Below are 17,257 nucleotides of genomic sequence, written 5' to 3'. Positions count from 1 at the left end.
TCCTGGTCGAAACACGAAGGCGCAAGGATCGCCCCGCGAACAAGGGGGCCGCGATGACTGTCATGGCGACACGTACGGGGCTGGGCTGGGAGCACGGGATCGACGATGTGCCGTCCGCCGTCGCATTGTCGGGCGGATTGTGCGTGGTCGCGGGAGCCGCCGGCGGGGTTCGGCTGCTGGACGCGGCGACCGGGCAACTGCAGGCCCGCATCGTGTTGCCGGGCGGGGTGCGCCGCGCCGGCTTCTCGCCCGACGGCACCGTGGTGGCGCTCGCGGGCCCCACGGGGTACGCGCTGTGGCGGGTCACCGACGGCGCGCTGTTGATGCGTACGCCGGGCCTGCCCGCCCGGTTCGCGTGGTCCGCGGGCAGCCGGTGCGCGGTGTCCTTCGGCGGCGCCGTGCGGGTCTACGCGGGCGACAGCGGTACCGAGTCGTGGCGGGCCGTGGACGGACCGGTCCGGGTGGACGACGTGGTGTGGGTCGATTCGGTCGGCGGGCTCGCGGTCGCGCTCGGCGGAGAGGTGCACGTGTACGGGTCGCGCGGGCGGACGAACGTGTGGACCTACCCGTTCCCGGTGCGGGTGCTCGCGGGCACCCCGGACGGCGCGTGGTTGTGCGCGGCGGGCGACGTGCCGGGCGTGCACGTGCGCGGCGCCGGCGGTACGCACGAGGACCTCGGCGCGGCCGGCAACGAGCCGGTCGCCGGGCTCGCGCTGGACTCGGGCGGACGCTGGTTGGCCGCGGAGGACCGGACCGGGGTGACCGTGTGGGATCTCGCCGCGCGCGGCGGCCGGGTCCGCCCCCGGCCACGCCGGCTGCCCGCGCAACCACACGCGTGCACGCCGAGTTGGCGACCGGGCGGCGGCGCCCTGATGGCCACGGCCGGCGGCGACGGCATGCTCGTGGTGTGGGACGTGCGCGCCGGGTCGGCCCGTCGGGCGCCGACCCCGCTGGCCCGCCGCCACGTCTCCGCGCCGGTGACCACGCTCGCCTGGCACGGCCGGGACGCGTTGTTGTACGCCGACCGCGCCGGCCGGGTCGGCGCCCGGTGGTTCCCCGAGGTCGGCACACGCTGACCGGCGGGCCGCATCCGACCCCGCGGCCGGTCCGGCCCCGCCGAGCCGACCGAGGTGCCGGCGATCGGGTCGATTAGGTTAGCCTCGCCTTACATACGCTGTCGCTGTGTACGGCCGGGAGGGTCCGCCCATGGAACTGCTCGTGGAAGATCTGCACGCCGGATATCCGGGGCATCGTGCCGTCTCCGGCGTGGACCTGTCCGTGGCCGCCGGCAGCGTGGTCGCGATCGTCGGGCCCAACGGGTGCGGCAAGTCCACCTTGTTGCGCTCGATCGCGCGCCTGCACAAGCCGGACTCGGGTCGGGTCAGCGTCGGCGGCGACGACATCTGGCGACTGAAGCCGCGTCAGGCCGCGCACCGGGTAGGGCTGTTGCCGCAGAATCCGACCGCGCCGGAGGCGGTCACCGCGGCCGGGCTGGTCCGCTACGGCCGGCATCCGCACCAGGGGTTGTTCCGCCAGTGGTCGCGCGCGGACGAGCGGGTCTGCCGGGACGCGTTGACCGCGACCGGTGTGCTGGACCTGGCCGATCGGCGTCTGGATCGACTCTCCGGCGGGCAACGGCAGCGCTGCTGGGTCGCGATGGTGATCGCCCAGGAGGCGCCGGTGCTGCTGCTCGACGAGCCGACCTCGGCGCTGGACCTCGGGCACGCGGTCGAGGTGCTGGGCCTGGTCCGGCGGGTCGCCGCGGGTGGGCGCACGGTGGTGATGGTGCTGCACGACCTGGCGTCGGCGGCTCGCTACGCGGATGTCCTGGTCGCGATGCGGGCGGGCGAGGTGATCGCGTCCGGGCCGCCGAAGGAGGTCGTGGACGCGGAGCTGGTGCGGGCGCTGTACGACGTGGACGCGGACATCCTCCGGGCGCCGGGGGACGACACCCCGGTGGTGGTGCCCAGGATGCTCGGAGCCGGTGCGCGGGCGGGGGTCGACGGTGCCTCGCTCGTGGGCGCCGATCGTGCCGACCGGGCCGGGATCGGCTCGTCGGGGTCCTGAAAGCGCCGGTCGCGGGCCGCCCGGTCCTTGCCCGAGCCGGGTGTTCGGGTAGGTTGCCCACAGAAATGTGACGATGCGTCAGTTGATGAGGTGGGCAATGTTCGGCAAGAAGAAGGCCGCGGCGGCGGCCGAAGGCCGCGATGTGGCGGCGCTCGTACTGCGCGCGACGCTCGGTCCGATGCTCTTCGCGCACGGTTACAACAAGGTCGCCGGCCCCGGCGGCCTCGCGGGCACCACCGGCTGGTTCGAGTCGCTCGGCCTCAAGCCCGCCGACGTGCACGCGCGCCTGGCGGCCGGCACCGAGATGGCGGCCGGCGTCGGCATCGCGCTCGGCGTGGCCAACCCGCTGCCCGCGGCGGCGACGGTGGGCCTGATGAGCGTCGCGGCGGCGACCGACCACAAGGGCAAGGGCTTCTTCGTCTTCAAGGGCGGCTGGGAGTACACCGCCGTGGTCGGCGGCGCCGCCGTCGCGCTCGCCGCGCTCGGCAACGGCAAGTATTCGGTGGACGCGCTGATCGGTCGCCGCAAGTCGGGCCTGCGCCCGGCACTGTTCGCGGCCGGCGTCGGCGTCGCGAACGCCGCGCTGCTGATGAAGCTCTGCTACAAGCCGGACCCGAAGCCGGACGAGAAGCCGGACGCGTAGGCTCGGCGTACCGCTTCGGCCCCACCTCGGTCCGCACCGATCCGCTCGGTGCGGACCGAGGTGTCCGGGCGAGCGACTACGTTGGATCCCACGTTGATCCATGGGCGTTGCGCCCTCGTGTGGAGGTTCTTGCTGTGCAGACGTTGCCCGAGTCCTGGCAGCCCGTGCTCGCGGAGGAGTTGGCGAAGCCCTACTACGCCGAGCTGACCGCGTACGTGGACGCGGAACGCAAGGAACACCAGATCTTCCCGCCGGACGACGAGGTGTTCGCGGCCCTGGAGGCGACGCCGTACGACGACGTCCGGGTGTTCATCGTCGGGCAGGACCCGTACCACGACGACAACCAGGCGCACGGCATGTGCTTCTCGGTGCGGCCCGAGGTCAGGATCCCGCCGTCGCTGCGCAACATCTACAAGGAGATGAACGCGGACATCGGTCTGCCCATCCCCGACAACGGCTATCTGATGCCGTGGGCGCAGCAGGGTGTGCTGCTGATGAACACCGTGCTCACCGTGCGTGCGCACGAGGCCGCGTCGCACAAGGGCCGGGGCTGGGAGAAGTTCACCGACGCGGTGATCAAGGCGGTGAGCGACCGGGACGAGCCGGTGGTCTTCGTGTTGTGGGGCGGCCACGCGAAGAAGAAGGCGGCGCTGATCGACACCGCCAAGCACACCATCGTGCAGGGCGCGCACCCCTCGCCGCTGTCCGCGAAGCTCTTCCACGGCAGCAAGCCGTTCTCGCAGATAGACGCCGCGCTGGCGGCCATGGGGCACAAGGCGATCGACTGGACGATCCCCAACCTCAAGAAGTAACGGAGCCGCGACGCTCGGCGCGCACGCAAGAAAAACGACAACCGGCGTTCCGGTTCGGTATCGGCTCGGCCGGTATCGGACCGGAAACCGGCGTCGATCGGGAATGGCCGGAAATCTCCTTGCATCGATGCGGAATCAAGGACGCCTGCCCTTACGGTATGAGGCTCCCTCTTTCCATGCCCCCGAGGCGGCCCCCGTGTCGACGACCACCGTTCCACCCGTAAGTCCCACCCCCGCGTCCACCACACCCACCCGCACGCTCGACCTCACTCCCGGCTATGTCGCGCATCGAGGTCTGCGCGAGGAACTGGCCCGACTGACCGAGGTGACCCGACACCTCGACCCGGTCGACATCCTGCGCGTGCGCGCGGTCGAGGAGCACCTCGCGCTGGTGCTGCGCTTTTTGCGCGCGCATCATCGCGAGGAACACACCGTCCTGTATCCGTGGGTGCGCGCCGGTTCGCCGCGTGCAGCCCGCACCGTGACCGCGTTCCAGGTGGAGCACTCGGCCCTGGAGGACGCGATGCTTCGCGCGGCCGACCGGAATGTGCCGCTGCGCGATCGTTCGCCCGCGATCGGGCGGTTGTACGACCTGGTGGCCCGGCACAGTCTGGCCGAGGAGCACCAGCTGTTCCCGCTGATGCGCCGGCACGTGCGCGGCACGTCGGACGGGCGCATGCCAAGTCGCACCGTGCGGGTGTGGGGCCGCGACCTGCCCGCGTTGGTCGCCTTCCACCTGCACCATGCCACCGAGGCCGAACGACGGCGGGTGTTGCGCTGGATCCCGCCCGGCACCGCGTTGTTGTGGCGGGCCGGGTGGCGGCGCGCCTACGAGCGGCGTCGGCGGGCCGCGTACGGGAGTTGACGCCGGCTCGGCGCGCGGCCCGGCTCAGGACATCCGGTCGGCCGCGTCGGTCGGGGTGGTCAACTCGGCCAGCAGCGCCCGCACCCGATCGATCTCCGCCCCGGTCGGCTGCACGTCGCCCAGCGCGCGCACCAGTGCGTCCAGGGCGCGGGCCGGCTCCGGCTCGGTGAGCGTGGACAGGTCGTGGATCAGCCGAAGCAGCATGATCCGCGGCGCGGCGATCTGCTCGCGCGGCAGGGGCCGTTCGAAATAGCCCTCGGCCAGATCCAGCCACAGGTTCCACAGGTCGGTCCGGGCGATCCGGGGCACCGCCAGGATCGCGTCGGTCAACTCCCGGGTGCGCCCGGGTGTGATGGTGCGGCGCAGTACGGGCGGGACCGGCAGCGCGGTCGGCGGCTCGGCCTCGGGTGTGGGCTCGGGTGCGGGCGCGGCCGGGTCGGTCCCGCCCGCGCGCGGACCCGGGAACGCCGGCGGATCGGTGGGCCGGGACGGTCCGCGGACGGCCGCCATCAGCTCGGCGTGCGCGTCCTCCTCGGACTTGCCGTAGAGCGTCTTGCGCAGCAACGGCCTTAGCACGGATGGGATTTCGTCGCGGTTCAACTCGTGCACCACGAGCGGGATCAGCCGCCGGTCGCCGCCGCGCAGGGCGTCCGACATCGCGGTCCACTCGACCGTGGTCCAGCGTTCCGGTACGAAGTAGGCGGGCGAGAACAGCGCGATCATGTGCCCCGCGCCGTCCAGCGCGCGGCTGACCTTGGTGGTCAGGTTCTCGCCCGTCGCCCAGTCCCACGCGTCGAGTTCGACCTCCAGGCCGGCCTGGAGGAGTCGGTCGGCGACCCACTCCGCCCAGGCGGTGTCCGAACCGGCGTGGCTGATGAAATAGCGCACCGTGTCGCCCCCGTGCTCCCCGTCGTTCGCCATGCGTACCAGCATCGCGCACCGGCCGGCCGGAATCGGCCCCTTCATCCGATACCGAAGCGGAACCACCCGTTCAGCCGGGCAGGTTGTCGATCGCCCGGCACACCTCCTCGACGCCCTGGGCGGTGGGCAGCACGTCGTGCAGCGCGCGGCACAGACACTGCAACGAGTGGATCGGGTCGGGGCCGTTGACCAGGGTCCGGATCATGTGCAGCAACATCGATCGAGCGTCGGTCATGTGCCGGTGCAACAACTGGTGTTCGAGGTAGTCCTCGGACAGGTCCAGCCAGATCGACCAGGTGTCCGGCGCCCGCAATCCGCGTACGGCCAGGAACAGGTCGGCGAGGTAGACGACCTGGTTCTGCGGGATGGCCCGGGACAGCTTGGCCATGTTCCCGAAGCGCAGCAGTTCGAGCGTGACGTCGGGGGTCACCAGACCGGACGCGAAGAGGTCGGCGATTCGGGCGATCGCCGAGGGCCGGTCGCCCACGAACGCGGCGATCGCCTCGGCCGTGACCATCTCCAGTTCGAATTCGCGGTGCGCGTCGAGGAGCATCAGCACCGACGAAACCCGGTCCAGCGGCGGCAGGGCGACCGTGCTGCCCAGGTGACGGGCGAGCGGATCGGTGCTGGTGATCAGCACGTGGCCGGGGCCGGTCGGAATCATCTCGCCGACCAGGCCCGGTCGATCGACCTCGTCGAAGATCAGCAACCAGCCCTCGCGGGAACGTAGTTCGTGCTGCGGGCCGACCTCCTGGTCGACCCGCCGGCCGAGTTCGGCCAGTTGTTCGAGCATGCGGTGCAGGAAGGCGACGCCCCGCTCGGTGGGCCGCGCCGCGCAGTCGAACCACCACACCGTGTCGTACAGATGCCGGTGCCGGTAGGCGTATTCGCGGGCCAGGTGGGTGGTGCCCAGGCCGGGCAGGTCGTCCTGCGGGCGCAGCACGACCCGGTGCTCGACCTGAACCAGCGCGCGCACATCGGCAAGCGTGCCGTCCCGCCCGTAGAAGCGCCCCCTGGCGCCCGGCACGTGCCACACCGGCGGATCCTCCGCGGGCGAGCGCGCCGAGAGCGGAGGCGGCATCCTGGGCGGTCCGGGCGGCCTGCGTGGGCGCGGCGGCGGTGGTGGTATCGGATCCGACACGGTCAGGCGAACCCCGGATTCCGCGCGGGCAACGGCGCGAACCGGTGCACCGCGTCGACGAGCAGGTCGCGCTGGTCGGCCGCGTCCGCCTCGGTCAGGTCGACCGGCCGGACGCCGCGGAACATCGACGGCACCTGGGTGTGGCCGACCACGATCGGCAACAACCGGCCCCCGGAGTCCCCGTCGCCCAGGGCCTCCTCCCATTCGTCCATGGCCAGTCGCCTGGCCTCGAAGTAGTGCTCGGAGAACAGCGCGAGCACGTGTTCGCCCAACCCGCGCGCCTGGGCCATCGCCTTGCCGAAGCTCACCCCCGCGCTCCAGTCCCAGCGGCTCAGCGAGACCCGGTAGTCCTCGAAGGTGAGCACCTCGCTGACCCAGTCCGCCCAGGCGAGGTCGTTGCCCACGTAGCTGATCACCAGGTCGGTGCGGGCCGGTGGGACCGGTTCCAGGATGGGCAGCCGGCGCGGCGCCTCGGGCAGTGTGCGGGGGCCGCCCTCGTTGCTGCCGAACAACGGCTCGACCTCGGCCGCCTCGCCCGCGCTCAGCGGCGCGAGCCGATGGTGCAGCGCCGCGGCCACCCGATCGGCGACCGTGCGCACCGCGCGTACGTAGCCCAGATCGCGGATGCCGCCCAGCCGCAGCATGTCGAACACGCTCGGCCCGGCGATCCCGGCGGCCCACTCGATCGCGCCCAGGGCGGCCGGGATCGGTTGTTCCATCGTGGTCCAGGGCACCGCGATCAGATTCGGCGGCGACACGCCCACGATCGACTCGTGTCGACGCAACCGGTCGGTGAACACCGCCCAATCGCGCCCGCAGTCCAGATCCTCGAAGTAGTCGTCCGAGCACAGCGCGACCATCGCGCGGGCCCGCGCGGGCGGATCGCCGTCCGGGATCTGGATCGGCCCGAAGGTGGGCTGCAGCCGGATCGCCGCCCGCACCGGATCGCCCCCGCGCCGCAGTTCCGCCTCGATGTCGTCGTGGAAGCGGGCCGCCCACTTGGGATCGCGGTCGGCGACGTGACTCGTGAAGAAGTCGTAGTCCACCAAGCGACCCCCGGATCGAGCACCGTACAAGGACGGCGGAGCGACACCCACGCGCCGAAACGGCGGGTCTGGCAACTGCCGCCCCCGTGCCGGCCGTTCGTGTGTACGACTCTGCCCACACAGAGCATCGCGCAGGCCGACCCGGCCCGGCTAGTATAGGAAGGCTTGTGTAATCGTGGCGATACGTTCCGCACTCGAATGTACGGGTTTCACTCGGACGGCACGCGCGAGCGGCACACGCCGGTCGTCCGACGCGGACCCGAACGTCCGGGCGACGCGGGAGAACGGGGGACCTGCGGATGCAAGGGGAGCGCGGTGACGTGGAGTCGGCCCTGCCGGACCTCGACGGGCTCTGTCTCGACGATCTGGACGACCTGCCGGACTCCGTGCTCGGCTCCGCGCTGCGCCGGTTGATCCGCGAGTCCGAAGAGCCCTCGGAGGCGGTGGTCGCCGCCTTCGACAGCGCGGTCGAACCCGCCTTCGCCCGGATCTGGGTGCCGGCCGAGGCCGACGACGGTGTCGAGGAATCCCGGTCCGATGGGAGTCCCGGCACTCGGAACTGACGTGGGAGGGCCGATGAACGAGGCGCTACCGTTTCGGCAATTCGTCGTCAAGACAGCGGCACGCTGCAACCTGGCGTGCGATTACTGCTATGTGTACGAACTCCGGGACCAGGGCTGGCGCAACCGCCCGCGGCTGATTGCCGACGAGACGGTGACCGCGCTGGGACGATGGCTGCGCGCGCACGCCGAACAGGCCGGCCTGCGGACCCTGGACATCGTGCTGCACGGCGGCGAGCCGCTGCTCGTGGGCCCCGCCCGCCTCGACGCCATCGCCACCGACCTGCGGGCCGCGCTGGCGGGTGTGGCCGAGCCGCGCTTCACGCTGCAGACCAACGGGGTGCTCCTGGACGAGCGTTGCGCCGAGGTGTTGCTCGCGCACCGGATCCGGGTCGGCGTCTCGCTCGACGGCGACGAGGTCGCCCACGACCGGCACCGGCGCGGGCCGGACGGAGGCGGCAGTCACGCGGCGACGGTGCGCGGCATCGAACTGTTGCGCCGGCCCCGCTATCGGCCCCTGTACGGCGGGCTGCTCGCCACGATCGACCTGGCGAACGATCCGGTCGCCACCTACGAGGAACTGCTCGCGCACGCACCGCCGATGATCGACCTGCTGTTGCCGCACGCCACGTGGGAGTATCCGCCGCCGGGCGCGAGGACCGGCGAAACCGCGCACGCGGACTGGCTGATCGCCGTTTTCGACCGCTGGTACGGCGCACCCGTGCGGGAGACCCGGGTACGCCTCCTGGAGGACCTGGTCGACCTGACCCTGGGTCGGGCCGTGCGCAGCGAGACGCTCGGACTGAGCCCGGCCGGCTCGGTGGTGATCGAGACGGACGGCACCTTCGAGCGGCAGGACGCGCTCAAGGCGGCCTACGACGGGGCGGCGGCCACCGGGTTCGACGTCTTCCGGCACGACCCGGCGACCGTGCTCGCCGCGAGCGGGTTCGGCGGCCTCGGCGCCGATGCCGGCGAACCCGCCGAGCCGAGCCCGACCTGCCGGCGCTGCCCCGTGCTGCGCACCTGCGGCGGCGGCCTGCGGGCGCATCGCTACCACCCGGCGAACGGATTCGACAATCCCTCGGTGTACTGCGCCGATCTGCGGGCACTGATCGACCACGTGAGGACCCGGGTGCACGCCGATCTGCGGGCACTGGTCGGCCCGGAGCGTCGGCGATGATCCGCACCCATCGCCTCGACGCCGCCGTCTTCGCCGAACTCGCCGCGGGCTACGGCGGATCCGAGGCCGTGGCCGCACTGGTCCGGGCCCAGGAGAGCCGCCGGCTGCTCCAGGTCTACGCGGTGGTCGCCACCGCCCGCGAGCGCCTGCCGAGCACCCGTACCGCGCACCTGGTCGACGCGCTGGACCTGCTCGCCCAGATCCAGCGCACCGACCCGCGGGCGGCCCGGACGGTGCTGATGCATCCGTACACCGGCGCGTGGGCGATGCGTTGCCTGTGGTGGCTGCGTCGACCCGAGACCGGCCCGGCGGCACCCGACGCGGATCGACTGCTCGACCACCTCGGCTCGATCGCCACCGCCGCCGCGCTGCGCGCCGACCCCGAGCACGAGGCGGGGGAGCGGATCCGGCTTCGCGCGGTCGACGGCTGGGTCTACCTGCCCACCCTGGGCCGGGTGCGGCCGGCCGAGGACTCGGGTCGGACCGCGCCGATCGGGCGGCACTGGCGCGGCGCCGGTCCGCTCGCGCGACGCGAGGCGAATCGGGTATGTTCCGCGACGGCCGCCGGCCTGTCCGCCACCGTGGCGATAGAGGACGTGGACCCCTATCGCGACGTGCACGGCTGGGAGCCGACGGCCCGCTTGACCGAGCACCAAGTATCGTTGCTGCAAAGGAACTTCGGGAAGGCGTGGAGCCGACTGGCGGTCGCCCACCGGGCCCACGCGGCCGGCCTGGGCCAGGCGCTGTCCACGCTGGTCCCGGTGCTCGCGGAACCGGGGGCCAGCCTCAGCTCGTCGTCTCGATACGCGTTCGGAAGCATCGCGTTGACGCCGGCGATGGGACCGATCACGCTGGCCGTGACGCTGATCCACGAGTTCCAGCACAACAAGCTCGGCGCGGTACAGGACATCACGAATCTCTCGGAACGCTCGATGCTTCGGTATCGGGCGCCCTGGCGGTTGGACCCCCGACCGGTGGGCGCACTCCTCCAGGGTGCCTACGCGCACCTGGGGATCGCGGACTTCTGGCGGATCCGACGGCAGACGACCGACGGGGAGGAGCAGGATCGGGCGCAGGCCGAGTTCGCCGTGCATCGGGCGCACGTCGCGGAGGCGATCGCGACACTGCGCGCGTGCGGCGAACTGACGCCGGACGGCGAGCGGGTCGTGGCCGGCATGGCGGACACCGTCGAGCCCTGGTGGGGCGAGGAGGTGCCCGTCCGGGCGGCGCGCCGCGCCGCCGAACGGGTGCGATCGGGCCGGCGCACCTGGGCGGAGCGAAACGGTGCCCGGGCCGGGGCGGACCCGGGAGGGCGGGTGGTGGGGATGGGCAAAACGCTACGAAACGAGAGAGAACATGAGATTACCTGATGTCACGAGGAGTAACTTCGAGTGATGGACTCGGGTAGCCTGGGAACAACGAGTGACGGACGGGGAGGGCAATCCCGCGCGCGTCGAAACGAAGCACCGACAGCAGGGGTCGAGATGACACCAGTCTTCTTCACGAGTCGGTCGTGCGGCGATGAGCGTGTCTACGTCGAACGCTTCCACGCCGATCTCGAACAAGCCGTATCCGCCCGAGTGCCGGGCCGGGACGGGGCACGGGGCCTGCTGTCGCCGTGCGCGGACCACGACGCGGGCGATCCGCCCGAAACGTACGCCGCCTGCTCGGTCCCCGCCGCGGTGGTGCTGGCCTCGCCCGACTACCTCGCCGATCCGGACGCCATGCGCGAATGGGCGGTGATGGCCGAACGCGTACGCGGCCACCGCGTGCGTACCGGCGAACAACTCGACGCGATGGTCACCGTGCGCTGGCGCGCCACCGACGCCCGCCCCGGCGAGCAGCCCACCCCGGACGTGGGCGCCGACGGCGACTTCGGCCCGATCTACGCCCGCCAGGGCCTGTTCGACCTGATGCGCCTGGAGGGCCACTCCGCCGACTACCGACGGCTGATCGCCGAACTGGCCCGCGTGGTGGTCGAGGTCAACCGCGTCCCGCTGCGCCCGCTGCCGCCGGCCGAGGCGCGCGAACTCCTCGGTGCCCGCACCGCGCCGAGCCTCCCCACCCCCGCCCGCATGCCGTACGCGGGCTCCGCGCCGGTCGTCACCGCTGCCCGGGTCCTGCCCATGCACGCGCGCACCGGCCCGGACCTGCCCACCCGACCCCGCTGGATCACGGCCCGACACAATCCCCGCCGCCCGTTGCTGTGGGGACCCGGTGGCGATGTTGAGGAGCACTGAAACGATGAGCGACAACCCACCGGGCACCGTCGTCACGTTCTACTCGTACAAGGGCGGCACCGGACGCACGATGGCCCTGGCCAACGTCGCCTGGATCCTGGCCTCCCGGGGCAAGCGCGTGCTCGTCGTGGACTGGGACCTCGAATCGCCGGGCCTGCACCGCTACTTCCACCCGTACCTGATCGACAAGCGGCTGGAGGACACGCGCGGCGTGCTCGACATGATCCGCGCGTTCGCCAAGGTGGTCGGCTCCCCGGCCAGCACGGACGCGATGATCGAGGCGAGCCGGGACGCGGAGAGCCGGGTGGACGGCTGCGCGGTCAAGGTCGACCGGGACTTCGCCGACGGCGGCCTGATCCGCTTCCTCGGCCCGGGCCGACAGAACCACGAGTACGCGGCCACGCTGGCCGGCTTCAACTGGGCCGACTTCTGCGAGAGCCCGCACGGCATCGGCTTCCTGGACGCGCTGCGCGAGGACATGCGCGCCTCCTACGACTACGCGCTGATCGACAGCCGCACCGGCCTCAACGACATCGCCGGCATCTGCACCACGCTGCTGCCGGACATCGTGGTGGACGGCTTCACGCTCAACGAACAGGCCATCGACGGCGGCGTCAACGTGGCCCGTTCGATCGCCCGCCAGGCCGACCGTCCGCTGCGCATCCTGCCCGTGCCGATGCGCGTGGAGGACGACGAGAAGGACAAGCTCGAAGCCGGCCGCGATCACGCCCGCGAGCGCTTCGCCGAGTTCCTCGCGGACCGCACCGAGGCCGAGCGCACCAAGTACTGGGGCGAAGTCGAGGTCCCGTACAAGGCGTTCTACGCCTACGAGGAGACGCTCGCCACGCTCGGCGACCGCCCGCTCCAGGAGGGCAGCCTGCTCAGCGCGTACGAGCGGCTGACCGGCGTGCTCACCGACGGCGCGATCTCCCGGCTGGACCCGATCGACGAGGTGGACCGTCGACGCGAGCTGCGCCGTTTCGAGCGCATCCGCTACACCGCCCCGGTCACGATGCGCATCCTCTACAGCGCCCGCGACCGCATGTGGGTGGACTGGGTGCGGGCCCAACTGACCGCCTCGGGCGCCCAGGTGGTCGGCACCGGTGGTTGCGACACCTCGCTGGAGGACCTGCAGAACGTCGACAGCGTCGTGGTCGTCTCCTCCTCCCACTCGCTGCCCAGCCGATCCTGGACCGCGATGCGCACCACGCTGCGCCGACTCGCCGCGGTCGACCAGGCGAGCGTGGTGACCCTGCGGGTGGACGACCTGATCGACAGCGACCCGGGGGTGGGCGAAACGGTCACCTTGACCGCGCTGTCCGAGGAGCAGTGCCGCACGGTGCTCCTGACCGCGTTCGGCCGCACGCCCACCACGACCCCGCCCGCGGACGGTCCCAGGTTCCCCGGGACCAAGCCCAGGGTCTCCCAACTGCTGCCGCGCCACCCGGCGTTCACCGGACGCGACGACATCCTGGAGCGGCTGCGCGACCAACTCGCCAAGGGCGCCACCGCCGTGCTGCCCCAGGCCCTGCACGGCCTCGGCGGCGTCGGCAAGACCCAGGTCGCGCTCGAATACGCGCACCGCTTCGCCGCCGACTACGACGTCATCTGGTGGGTGTCGGCGGAGCAGGCGCAGGGTGTCGCCGCCCAACTCGCCCGGCTCGGCGACCGGCTCGACCTGCCGACGGGCGAGAACGTCTCGGACGCGGCGGCCTCGGTGTTGCAGACCCTGCAGCAGGGCGAGCCCTACGACCGCTGGCTGGTGATCTACGACAACGCGGACGAACCCGCGTCGGTGGCCCACCTGATGCCCCAGGGCAGCGTCAACGGCCACGTGCTGGTCACCTCGCGCAACGACCTGTGGGCGCGCAGCGCGCGTCCGCTGGAGGTCCCGGTGTTCCGCCGCGACGAGAGCGTCGCGCTGCTCCAGCGCCGGGTGCCCTCGCTGACCGAGGCGGACGCGCAGAAGGTGGCCACCGCGCTGGGTGATCTGCCGCTGGCGGTCGAGCAGGCCGGTGCCTGGCTCGCCGAGTCGGCGATGCAGGTCGAGGAATACCTGGAGCGGGTCAACACGCGCGTCAGCGCGATCCTGGACGAGGGCCAGCCGCCGGACTACCCGACCACCGCAGCCGCGACCTGGACCGTCTCGCTCGACGAGCTCAAGGAGCGGCAGCCGGCCGCGGTGCGACTGCTGGAACTGTGCGCGTATCTGTCGCCCGACTCGATCTCGATGCGGCTGCTGCGCTCGCGCGAGGTGCTCCAGGAACTGGTGCGGGTGGACAGCTCCCTGGGCGACACGCTCCTGTTGTCCCGGATCTTCCAGCAGCTCGGCCGGTACGCGCTGGCCCGGGTGGATCGCGGCGAGGACACCATCCAGGTGCACCGGCTGGTCCAGGCCGTGCTGCGCGACCAGATGCCGCCCGAGGAGAACGCCGCCCGGCGTGCCCGGGTGCTGGAGATCCTGGCCTCCAACGCCCCCGGCGACGTGGACGACCCGGCCAACCAGGAGACGTACGAAGAGCTCTACAAGCACCTGGTGCCCTCCCGTGCGCTGGAGAGCGACTCGGAGTCGGTGCGCCGCTGGATCGTCGAACAGGTGCGTTTCGCCTGGCGCTTCAACGACTGGGAGTTCGGCCAGTACATCGCCGAGATCGCGCTGGAGCGCTGGCGGGCCCGGTTCCACCGGCACGACGCGCTGACCCTGCGGATGTGCACCCAACTGGCGAACGTCTACCGCTCCCAGGGCAGGTACCGCAAGGCCTACGACCTGGACCGGGCGACGTTGGAGGCGCAGCGCGAATCGCTGGGCCCGGACCACCCGCACACCCTGATCACCGGGCGCGGCTACGGCGGCGACCTGCGCTCGCTCGGCCGCTTCCACACCGCGCTCGAATCCGACCGGGACAACTACACGCGCTTCAGCGAGGTCTTCGGCGAGGACGCCAACGACACCCTGCTCGCGGCCAACAACCTCGGTGTCTCGCTGCGCCTGATGGGCCGGCTGGAGGAGGCGCGCGAGGTGCACCAGGAGGCGTTCGACCGACGCCGGCGGATGCAGGGCGAAGACCACCCCAGGACCTGCTTCCTGGCCAACGAGGTCGGCCACGACCTGCGCGAGCTGGGTGACTACGCGGGCTCGCGGGCGGTGCTCCAGCAGACGTTGGCGCGCGAGGAGGCGCTGGGCCGCACCCGGGACGCGCTGCGTACCGCCAAGAGCCTGGCGGTGACGATCCGGCAGACGGGGGACGCCCGTTACGCCCGTTCGCTGGACAGCGACACCCTGGACAAGTACCGGGCCTACCTCGGTCCCACCCATCCCGTGCTGCTGGCCTGCACGGTCAACCTCGCCGCCGACAACCACGCGATGGGCAACGACGAGGCGGCGCTCGACCTCGCCCAGGAGGCATATCAGGGATACCGCGAGCAGTTCGGCGCCCAGCACCCGTTCACCTACGGATGTGCGAGCAACCTGTCGATCTACCTGCGGGCGGCCGGTCGGGACGAGGAGGCGATGGCGCTGGGGCTGCGCGGCCTGGAGGGTCTGCGCGAACTGCTGGGCGAGGATCACCCGTACACCCTGGCGGCGGCGCTCAACCACGCGAACAACCTGTACAAGGCGGGCCAGGCCAACGAGTGTGCCGACCTGGACCGGGTGACCTACGACCGGTACGAGGCGCTGCTCGGCGCGGACCACCCGCACACCCTGGTCGCGGCCTGCAACCGGGTGCAGAGCCTGGGCGACATCGGTCGCCGGGACGAGTCCCGCGAATGGTTCACCCGCACCGAGCGGGCGTGTCGGCGCAAGCTGGGCGACGAGCATCCGATCACCCAGGGGCTGCGGGCGCGCCGCCGCCTGGAGACCGACATCGAGGTGCCGGCCACCTGACGGCGGGCACCCGAGTGTGCCGCGGTCGGCCCGAGCGTTCCTCGGGCCGGCCGCGGTCGGTTCAGGCCCGGTGCATCCGGACCGGCATGTCCTTGATGCCGTTCAGGAAGTTGGACCGCATCCGCCGGGCCGGGCCCAGCGGTTCGACCCGCGCCACCTGTTCGGCCAGGGTGCGGAAGATGATCTCCAGTTCGAGCTTGGCCAGGTGCCGGCCGAGGCAGAAGTGCGGGCCACCGCCGCCGAAGCCGAGCATCGGGTTGGGGTCGCGCCCGATGTCGAGCCGATAGGGGTCCACGAACACCTCCTCGTCGTGGTTGGCGGAGGCGTAGTAGACGACCACCTTGTCGCCGGCGGCGATCGGCCGGCCGCTCAGCTCGGTGTCCCGGACCGCGGTGCGCTTGAAGGCGTTGACCGGGCTGACCCAGCGCACGATCTCGTCGGCCGCGGTGCCGGCCAGCCCGGCCGGGTCTGCGCGCAGTCGCTCCCACTGTTCGGGGTGTTCGATCAGCGCGAGCATGCCGCCGGAGATCGCGTTGCGGGTGGTCTCGTTGCCGGCCACCGCCAACAGCATGAAGAACAGGTCGAACTCGAGCGCGGTCAACTCCTGCCCGTCGCGGTCGGGGCAGACCAGCTTGGACACGATGTCGTCCACGGGACACTCGCGCCGGGCCGCGCCGAGCGCGTCCGCGTAGCCGAACATCTCCATCTGCACCTGCTCCGCCTCGCCCTCCTCCGGGCGCAGGTCCGGGTCCGCGTCGCCGACCAGCTTGTTCGACCACTCGAACAGCCGGTGTCGGTCGACCTGCGGCACGCCCATCAGGTCGGCGATCACCACCAGTGGCAACTCGGCCGCGCACATCGCCACGAAGTCGCCCTCGCCCTGGTCGACCGCCTTCGCCACGATCCGCTCGCACGCCTCGCGGACCTTGTCCTCCAGGGTCAGCGTGGTGCGCGGGGTGAAGCCCTTGTTGACGATGTTGCGCAGCCGCGAATGCTCCGGCGGGTCCATGTTGAGCATCATCAGCCGCTGGGTGGCGAGCACGTCCTCCTCGGGTTCGACGAGCAGCGACAGCCGCTCGCGTGAGGAGAAGATCTCCGGGTTGCGGGACACCCGGATCACGTCGGCATGGCGGGTGACGGCCCAGAAGCCGTCCGGCCGTTCCGGGTCGGCGTGGCGGTAGACGGGAGCGGTGCGGCGCATGCGGGCGAACGTCGCGTGCGGGATGCCCGCCGCGTAGCTGTCGGGACTGTAGACGTCGAACGTGGTGGCGTCCGGGGCGGCACTGTCGATCGTTTCGGGCACGGCGGACCTTCCGGCAGGGTGCTGGCGGGGCGCGGGCGCGGCCAGAATTCCACGGCTCGGGTGGGTCGGGAAGGGCGATCGACGGCCGGCTGCGGGCGAATTCGGGCCGGTGGCGCGCCGACACGCCGGGACACGCCGAGACACGCCGAGACGGTGTGCGACTCGATGAGCGGAATCATGACATTTTGCTACTTTATAGATACTTTCTGTTAGTTTTTGTGCCGGTGACACAGGTACAAACACCCACGCTCCGCCGTCCCACCGGCATCAGGCTCTCTTCGCGCTGTCCCGAAATCGGCGCGGTCGTTCCGTCCCCTGCGCTCCCCAGCGCGCCTCCCGAGGAGTCACCCCCATGGCCTTGTCCATTTCCACCGTCGTTCTGCTGGGCGTCATCGTGTTCATCTTCATCCGCAAGGGCGGCATGCGAATCCCGCACGCGATCGTGTGCGCGCTGCTCGGGTTCTACCTCGCCAGTACCTCGATCGCGCCGAGCATCCACAGCAGCGGGAAGAGCGTCGCGAACCTGCTGAGCAATCTGAACTTCTGAGCGCGGCGGTCACCCGAACCGGCCCGGCGGCAGGTTCGCCGGGCCG

Annotated in this window: 15 protein-coding genes; 11 read left to right on the top strand and 4 right to left on the bottom strand. The window is 71.7% G+C overall.

The window, feature by feature from the left end; genetic code table 11:
* Positions 1 to 62: 62 nt before the first annotated feature.
* The 5 genes from ACH4U8_RS00860 to ACH4U8_RS00840 all read left to right on the top strand — a co-directional run bounded on the left by ACH4U8_RS00860 (position 63) and on the right by ACH4U8_RS00840 (position 4,387).
* Positions 63 to 1,076 (top strand): WD40 repeat domain-containing protein, encoded by a 1,014-nt coding sequence (locus ACH4U8_RS00860; protein WP_395775455.1) that lies wholly within the window; start codon positions 63 to 65, stop codon positions 1,074 to 1,076.
* A 130-nt stretch (positions 1,077 to 1,206) separates the two neighbouring features.
* On the top strand, positions 1,207 to 2,067 hold the full coding sequence (locus tag ACH4U8_RS00855; RefSeq protein ID WP_360314436.1) for an ABC transporter ATP-binding protein: 861 nt from the start codon (positions 1,207 to 1,209) through the stop codon (positions 2,065 to 2,067).
* Positions 2,068 to 2,152: 85 nt separating this feature from the next.
* Positions 2,153 to 2,710 carry a DoxX family protein gene (locus ACH4U8_RS00850; RefSeq protein ID WP_360314511.1) on the top strand — a complete coding sequence of 186 codons (558 nt, stop codon included), beginning with the start codon at positions 2,153 to 2,155 and terminating at the stop codon, positions 2,708 to 2,710.
* A gap of 134 nt (positions 2,711 to 2,844) precedes the next feature.
* Positions 2,845 to 3,522: a uracil-DNA glycosylase gene (locus tag ACH4U8_RS00845; protein ID WP_360314438.1), complete on the top strand. Its 678-nt coding sequence runs from the start codon at positions 2,845 to 2,847 to the stop codon at positions 3,520 to 3,522.
* Between the two features lie 196 nt (positions 3,523 to 3,718).
* Complete coding sequence (locus tag ACH4U8_RS00840) at positions 3,719 to 4,387, top strand: hemerythrin domain-containing protein (protein WP_395775454.1); 669 nt, start codon at positions 3,719 to 3,721, stop codon at positions 4,385 to 4,387.
* Between the two features lie 24 nt (positions 4,388 to 4,411).
* Here ACH4U8_RS00840 and ACH4U8_RS00835 read toward each other — a convergent pair whose 3' ends face one another.
* From ACH4U8_RS00835 to ACH4U8_RS00825, 3 genes are all read right to left on the bottom strand, one after another.
* The gene (locus ACH4U8_RS00835) at positions 4,412 to 5,308 is read right to left on the bottom strand and encodes a TIR domain-containing protein (RefSeq protein ID WP_395775453.1); all 897 of its coding nucleotides are present in this window, start codon (positions 5,306 to 5,308) and stop codon (positions 4,412 to 4,414) included.
* Positions 5,309 to 5,378: 70 nt separating this feature from the next.
* Positions 5,379 to 6,344: a hypothetical protein gene (locus ACH4U8_RS00830; RefSeq protein WP_360314444.1), complete on the bottom strand. Its 966-nt coding sequence runs from the start codon at positions 6,342 to 6,344 to the stop codon at positions 5,379 to 5,381.
* A 107-nt stretch (positions 6,345 to 6,451) separates the two neighbouring features.
* A complete protein-coding gene (locus ACH4U8_RS00825) occupies positions 6,452 to 7,495 on the bottom strand; it encodes a toll/interleukin-1 receptor domain-containing protein (protein ID WP_360314446.1) in 1,044 nt (347 codons plus the stop codon).
* Positions 7,496 to 7,794: 299 nt separating this feature from the next.
* Here ACH4U8_RS00825 and fxsA point away from each other — a divergent pair, with 299 nt between their 5' ends.
* From fxsA to fxsT, 5 genes are all read left to right on the top strand, one after another.
* Entirely contained in the window at positions 7,795 to 8,058 is a 264-nt protein-coding gene (gene fxsA, locus ACH4U8_RS00820) for an FxSxx-COOH cyclophane-containing RiPP peptide (protein WP_360314448.1), read from the top strand.
* Positions 8,059 to 8,071: 13 nt separating this feature from the next.
* The gene (locus ACH4U8_RS00815) at positions 8,072 to 9,235 is read left to right on the top strand and encodes an FxsB family cyclophane-forming radical SAM/SPASM peptide maturase (protein ID WP_360314450.1); all 1,164 of its coding nucleotides are present in this window, start codon (positions 8,072 to 8,074) and stop codon (positions 9,233 to 9,235) included.
* The gene (locus ACH4U8_RS00810; RefSeq protein WP_395775452.1) at positions 9,232 to 10,605 is read left to right on the top strand and encodes an HEXXH motif domain-containing protein; all 1,374 of its coding nucleotides are present in this window, start codon (positions 9,232 to 9,234) and stop codon (positions 10,603 to 10,605) included. Before ACH4U8_RS00815 ends, ACH4U8_RS00810 begins: the two co-directional genes overlap by 4 nt.
* A gap of 114 nt (positions 10,606 to 10,719) precedes the next feature.
* Positions 10,720 to 11,475, top strand: coding sequence for a hypothetical protein (locus ACH4U8_RS00805; RefSeq protein WP_360314454.1), 756 nt, complete (start codon positions 10,720 to 10,722; stop codon positions 11,473 to 11,475).
* A gap of 4 nt (positions 11,476 to 11,479) precedes the next feature.
* Positions 11,480 to 15,361, top strand: a complete 3,882-nt coding sequence (fxsT, locus tag ACH4U8_RS00800; RefSeq protein WP_360314456.1) for an FxSxx-COOH system tetratricopeptide repeat protein — start codon at positions 11,480 to 11,482, stop codon at positions 15,359 to 15,361.
* 61 nt (positions 15,362 to 15,422) lie between these two features.
* On the opposite strand, the gene ACH4U8_RS00795 is transcribed toward fxsT, so the two are convergent.
* Complete coding sequence (locus tag ACH4U8_RS00795) at positions 15,423 to 16,664, bottom strand: cytochrome P450 (protein ID WP_360314458.1); 1,242 nt, start codon at positions 16,662 to 16,664, stop codon at positions 15,423 to 15,425.
* Positions 16,665 to 17,016: 352 nt separating this feature from the next.
* Here ACH4U8_RS00795 and ACH4U8_RS00790 point away from each other — a divergent pair, with 352 nt between their 5' ends.
* Positions 17,017 to 17,211, top strand: coding sequence for a DUF2304 domain-containing protein (locus tag ACH4U8_RS00790; protein WP_126639508.1), 195 nt, complete (start codon positions 17,017 to 17,019; stop codon positions 17,209 to 17,211).
* Positions 17,212 to 17,257 lie beyond the last annotated feature (46 nt).

Origin of the sequence: Embleya sp. NPDC020886 (assembly GCF_044333915.1) — a bacterium.
In the GTDB taxonomy this organism is placed as follows: domain Bacteria; phylum Actinomycetota; class Actinomycetes; order Streptomycetales; family Streptomycetaceae; genus Embleya.
The sequence above is the reverse complement of the archived record's forward strand: the minus strand, read 5'-3'. Positions and strand labels throughout refer to the sequence as shown.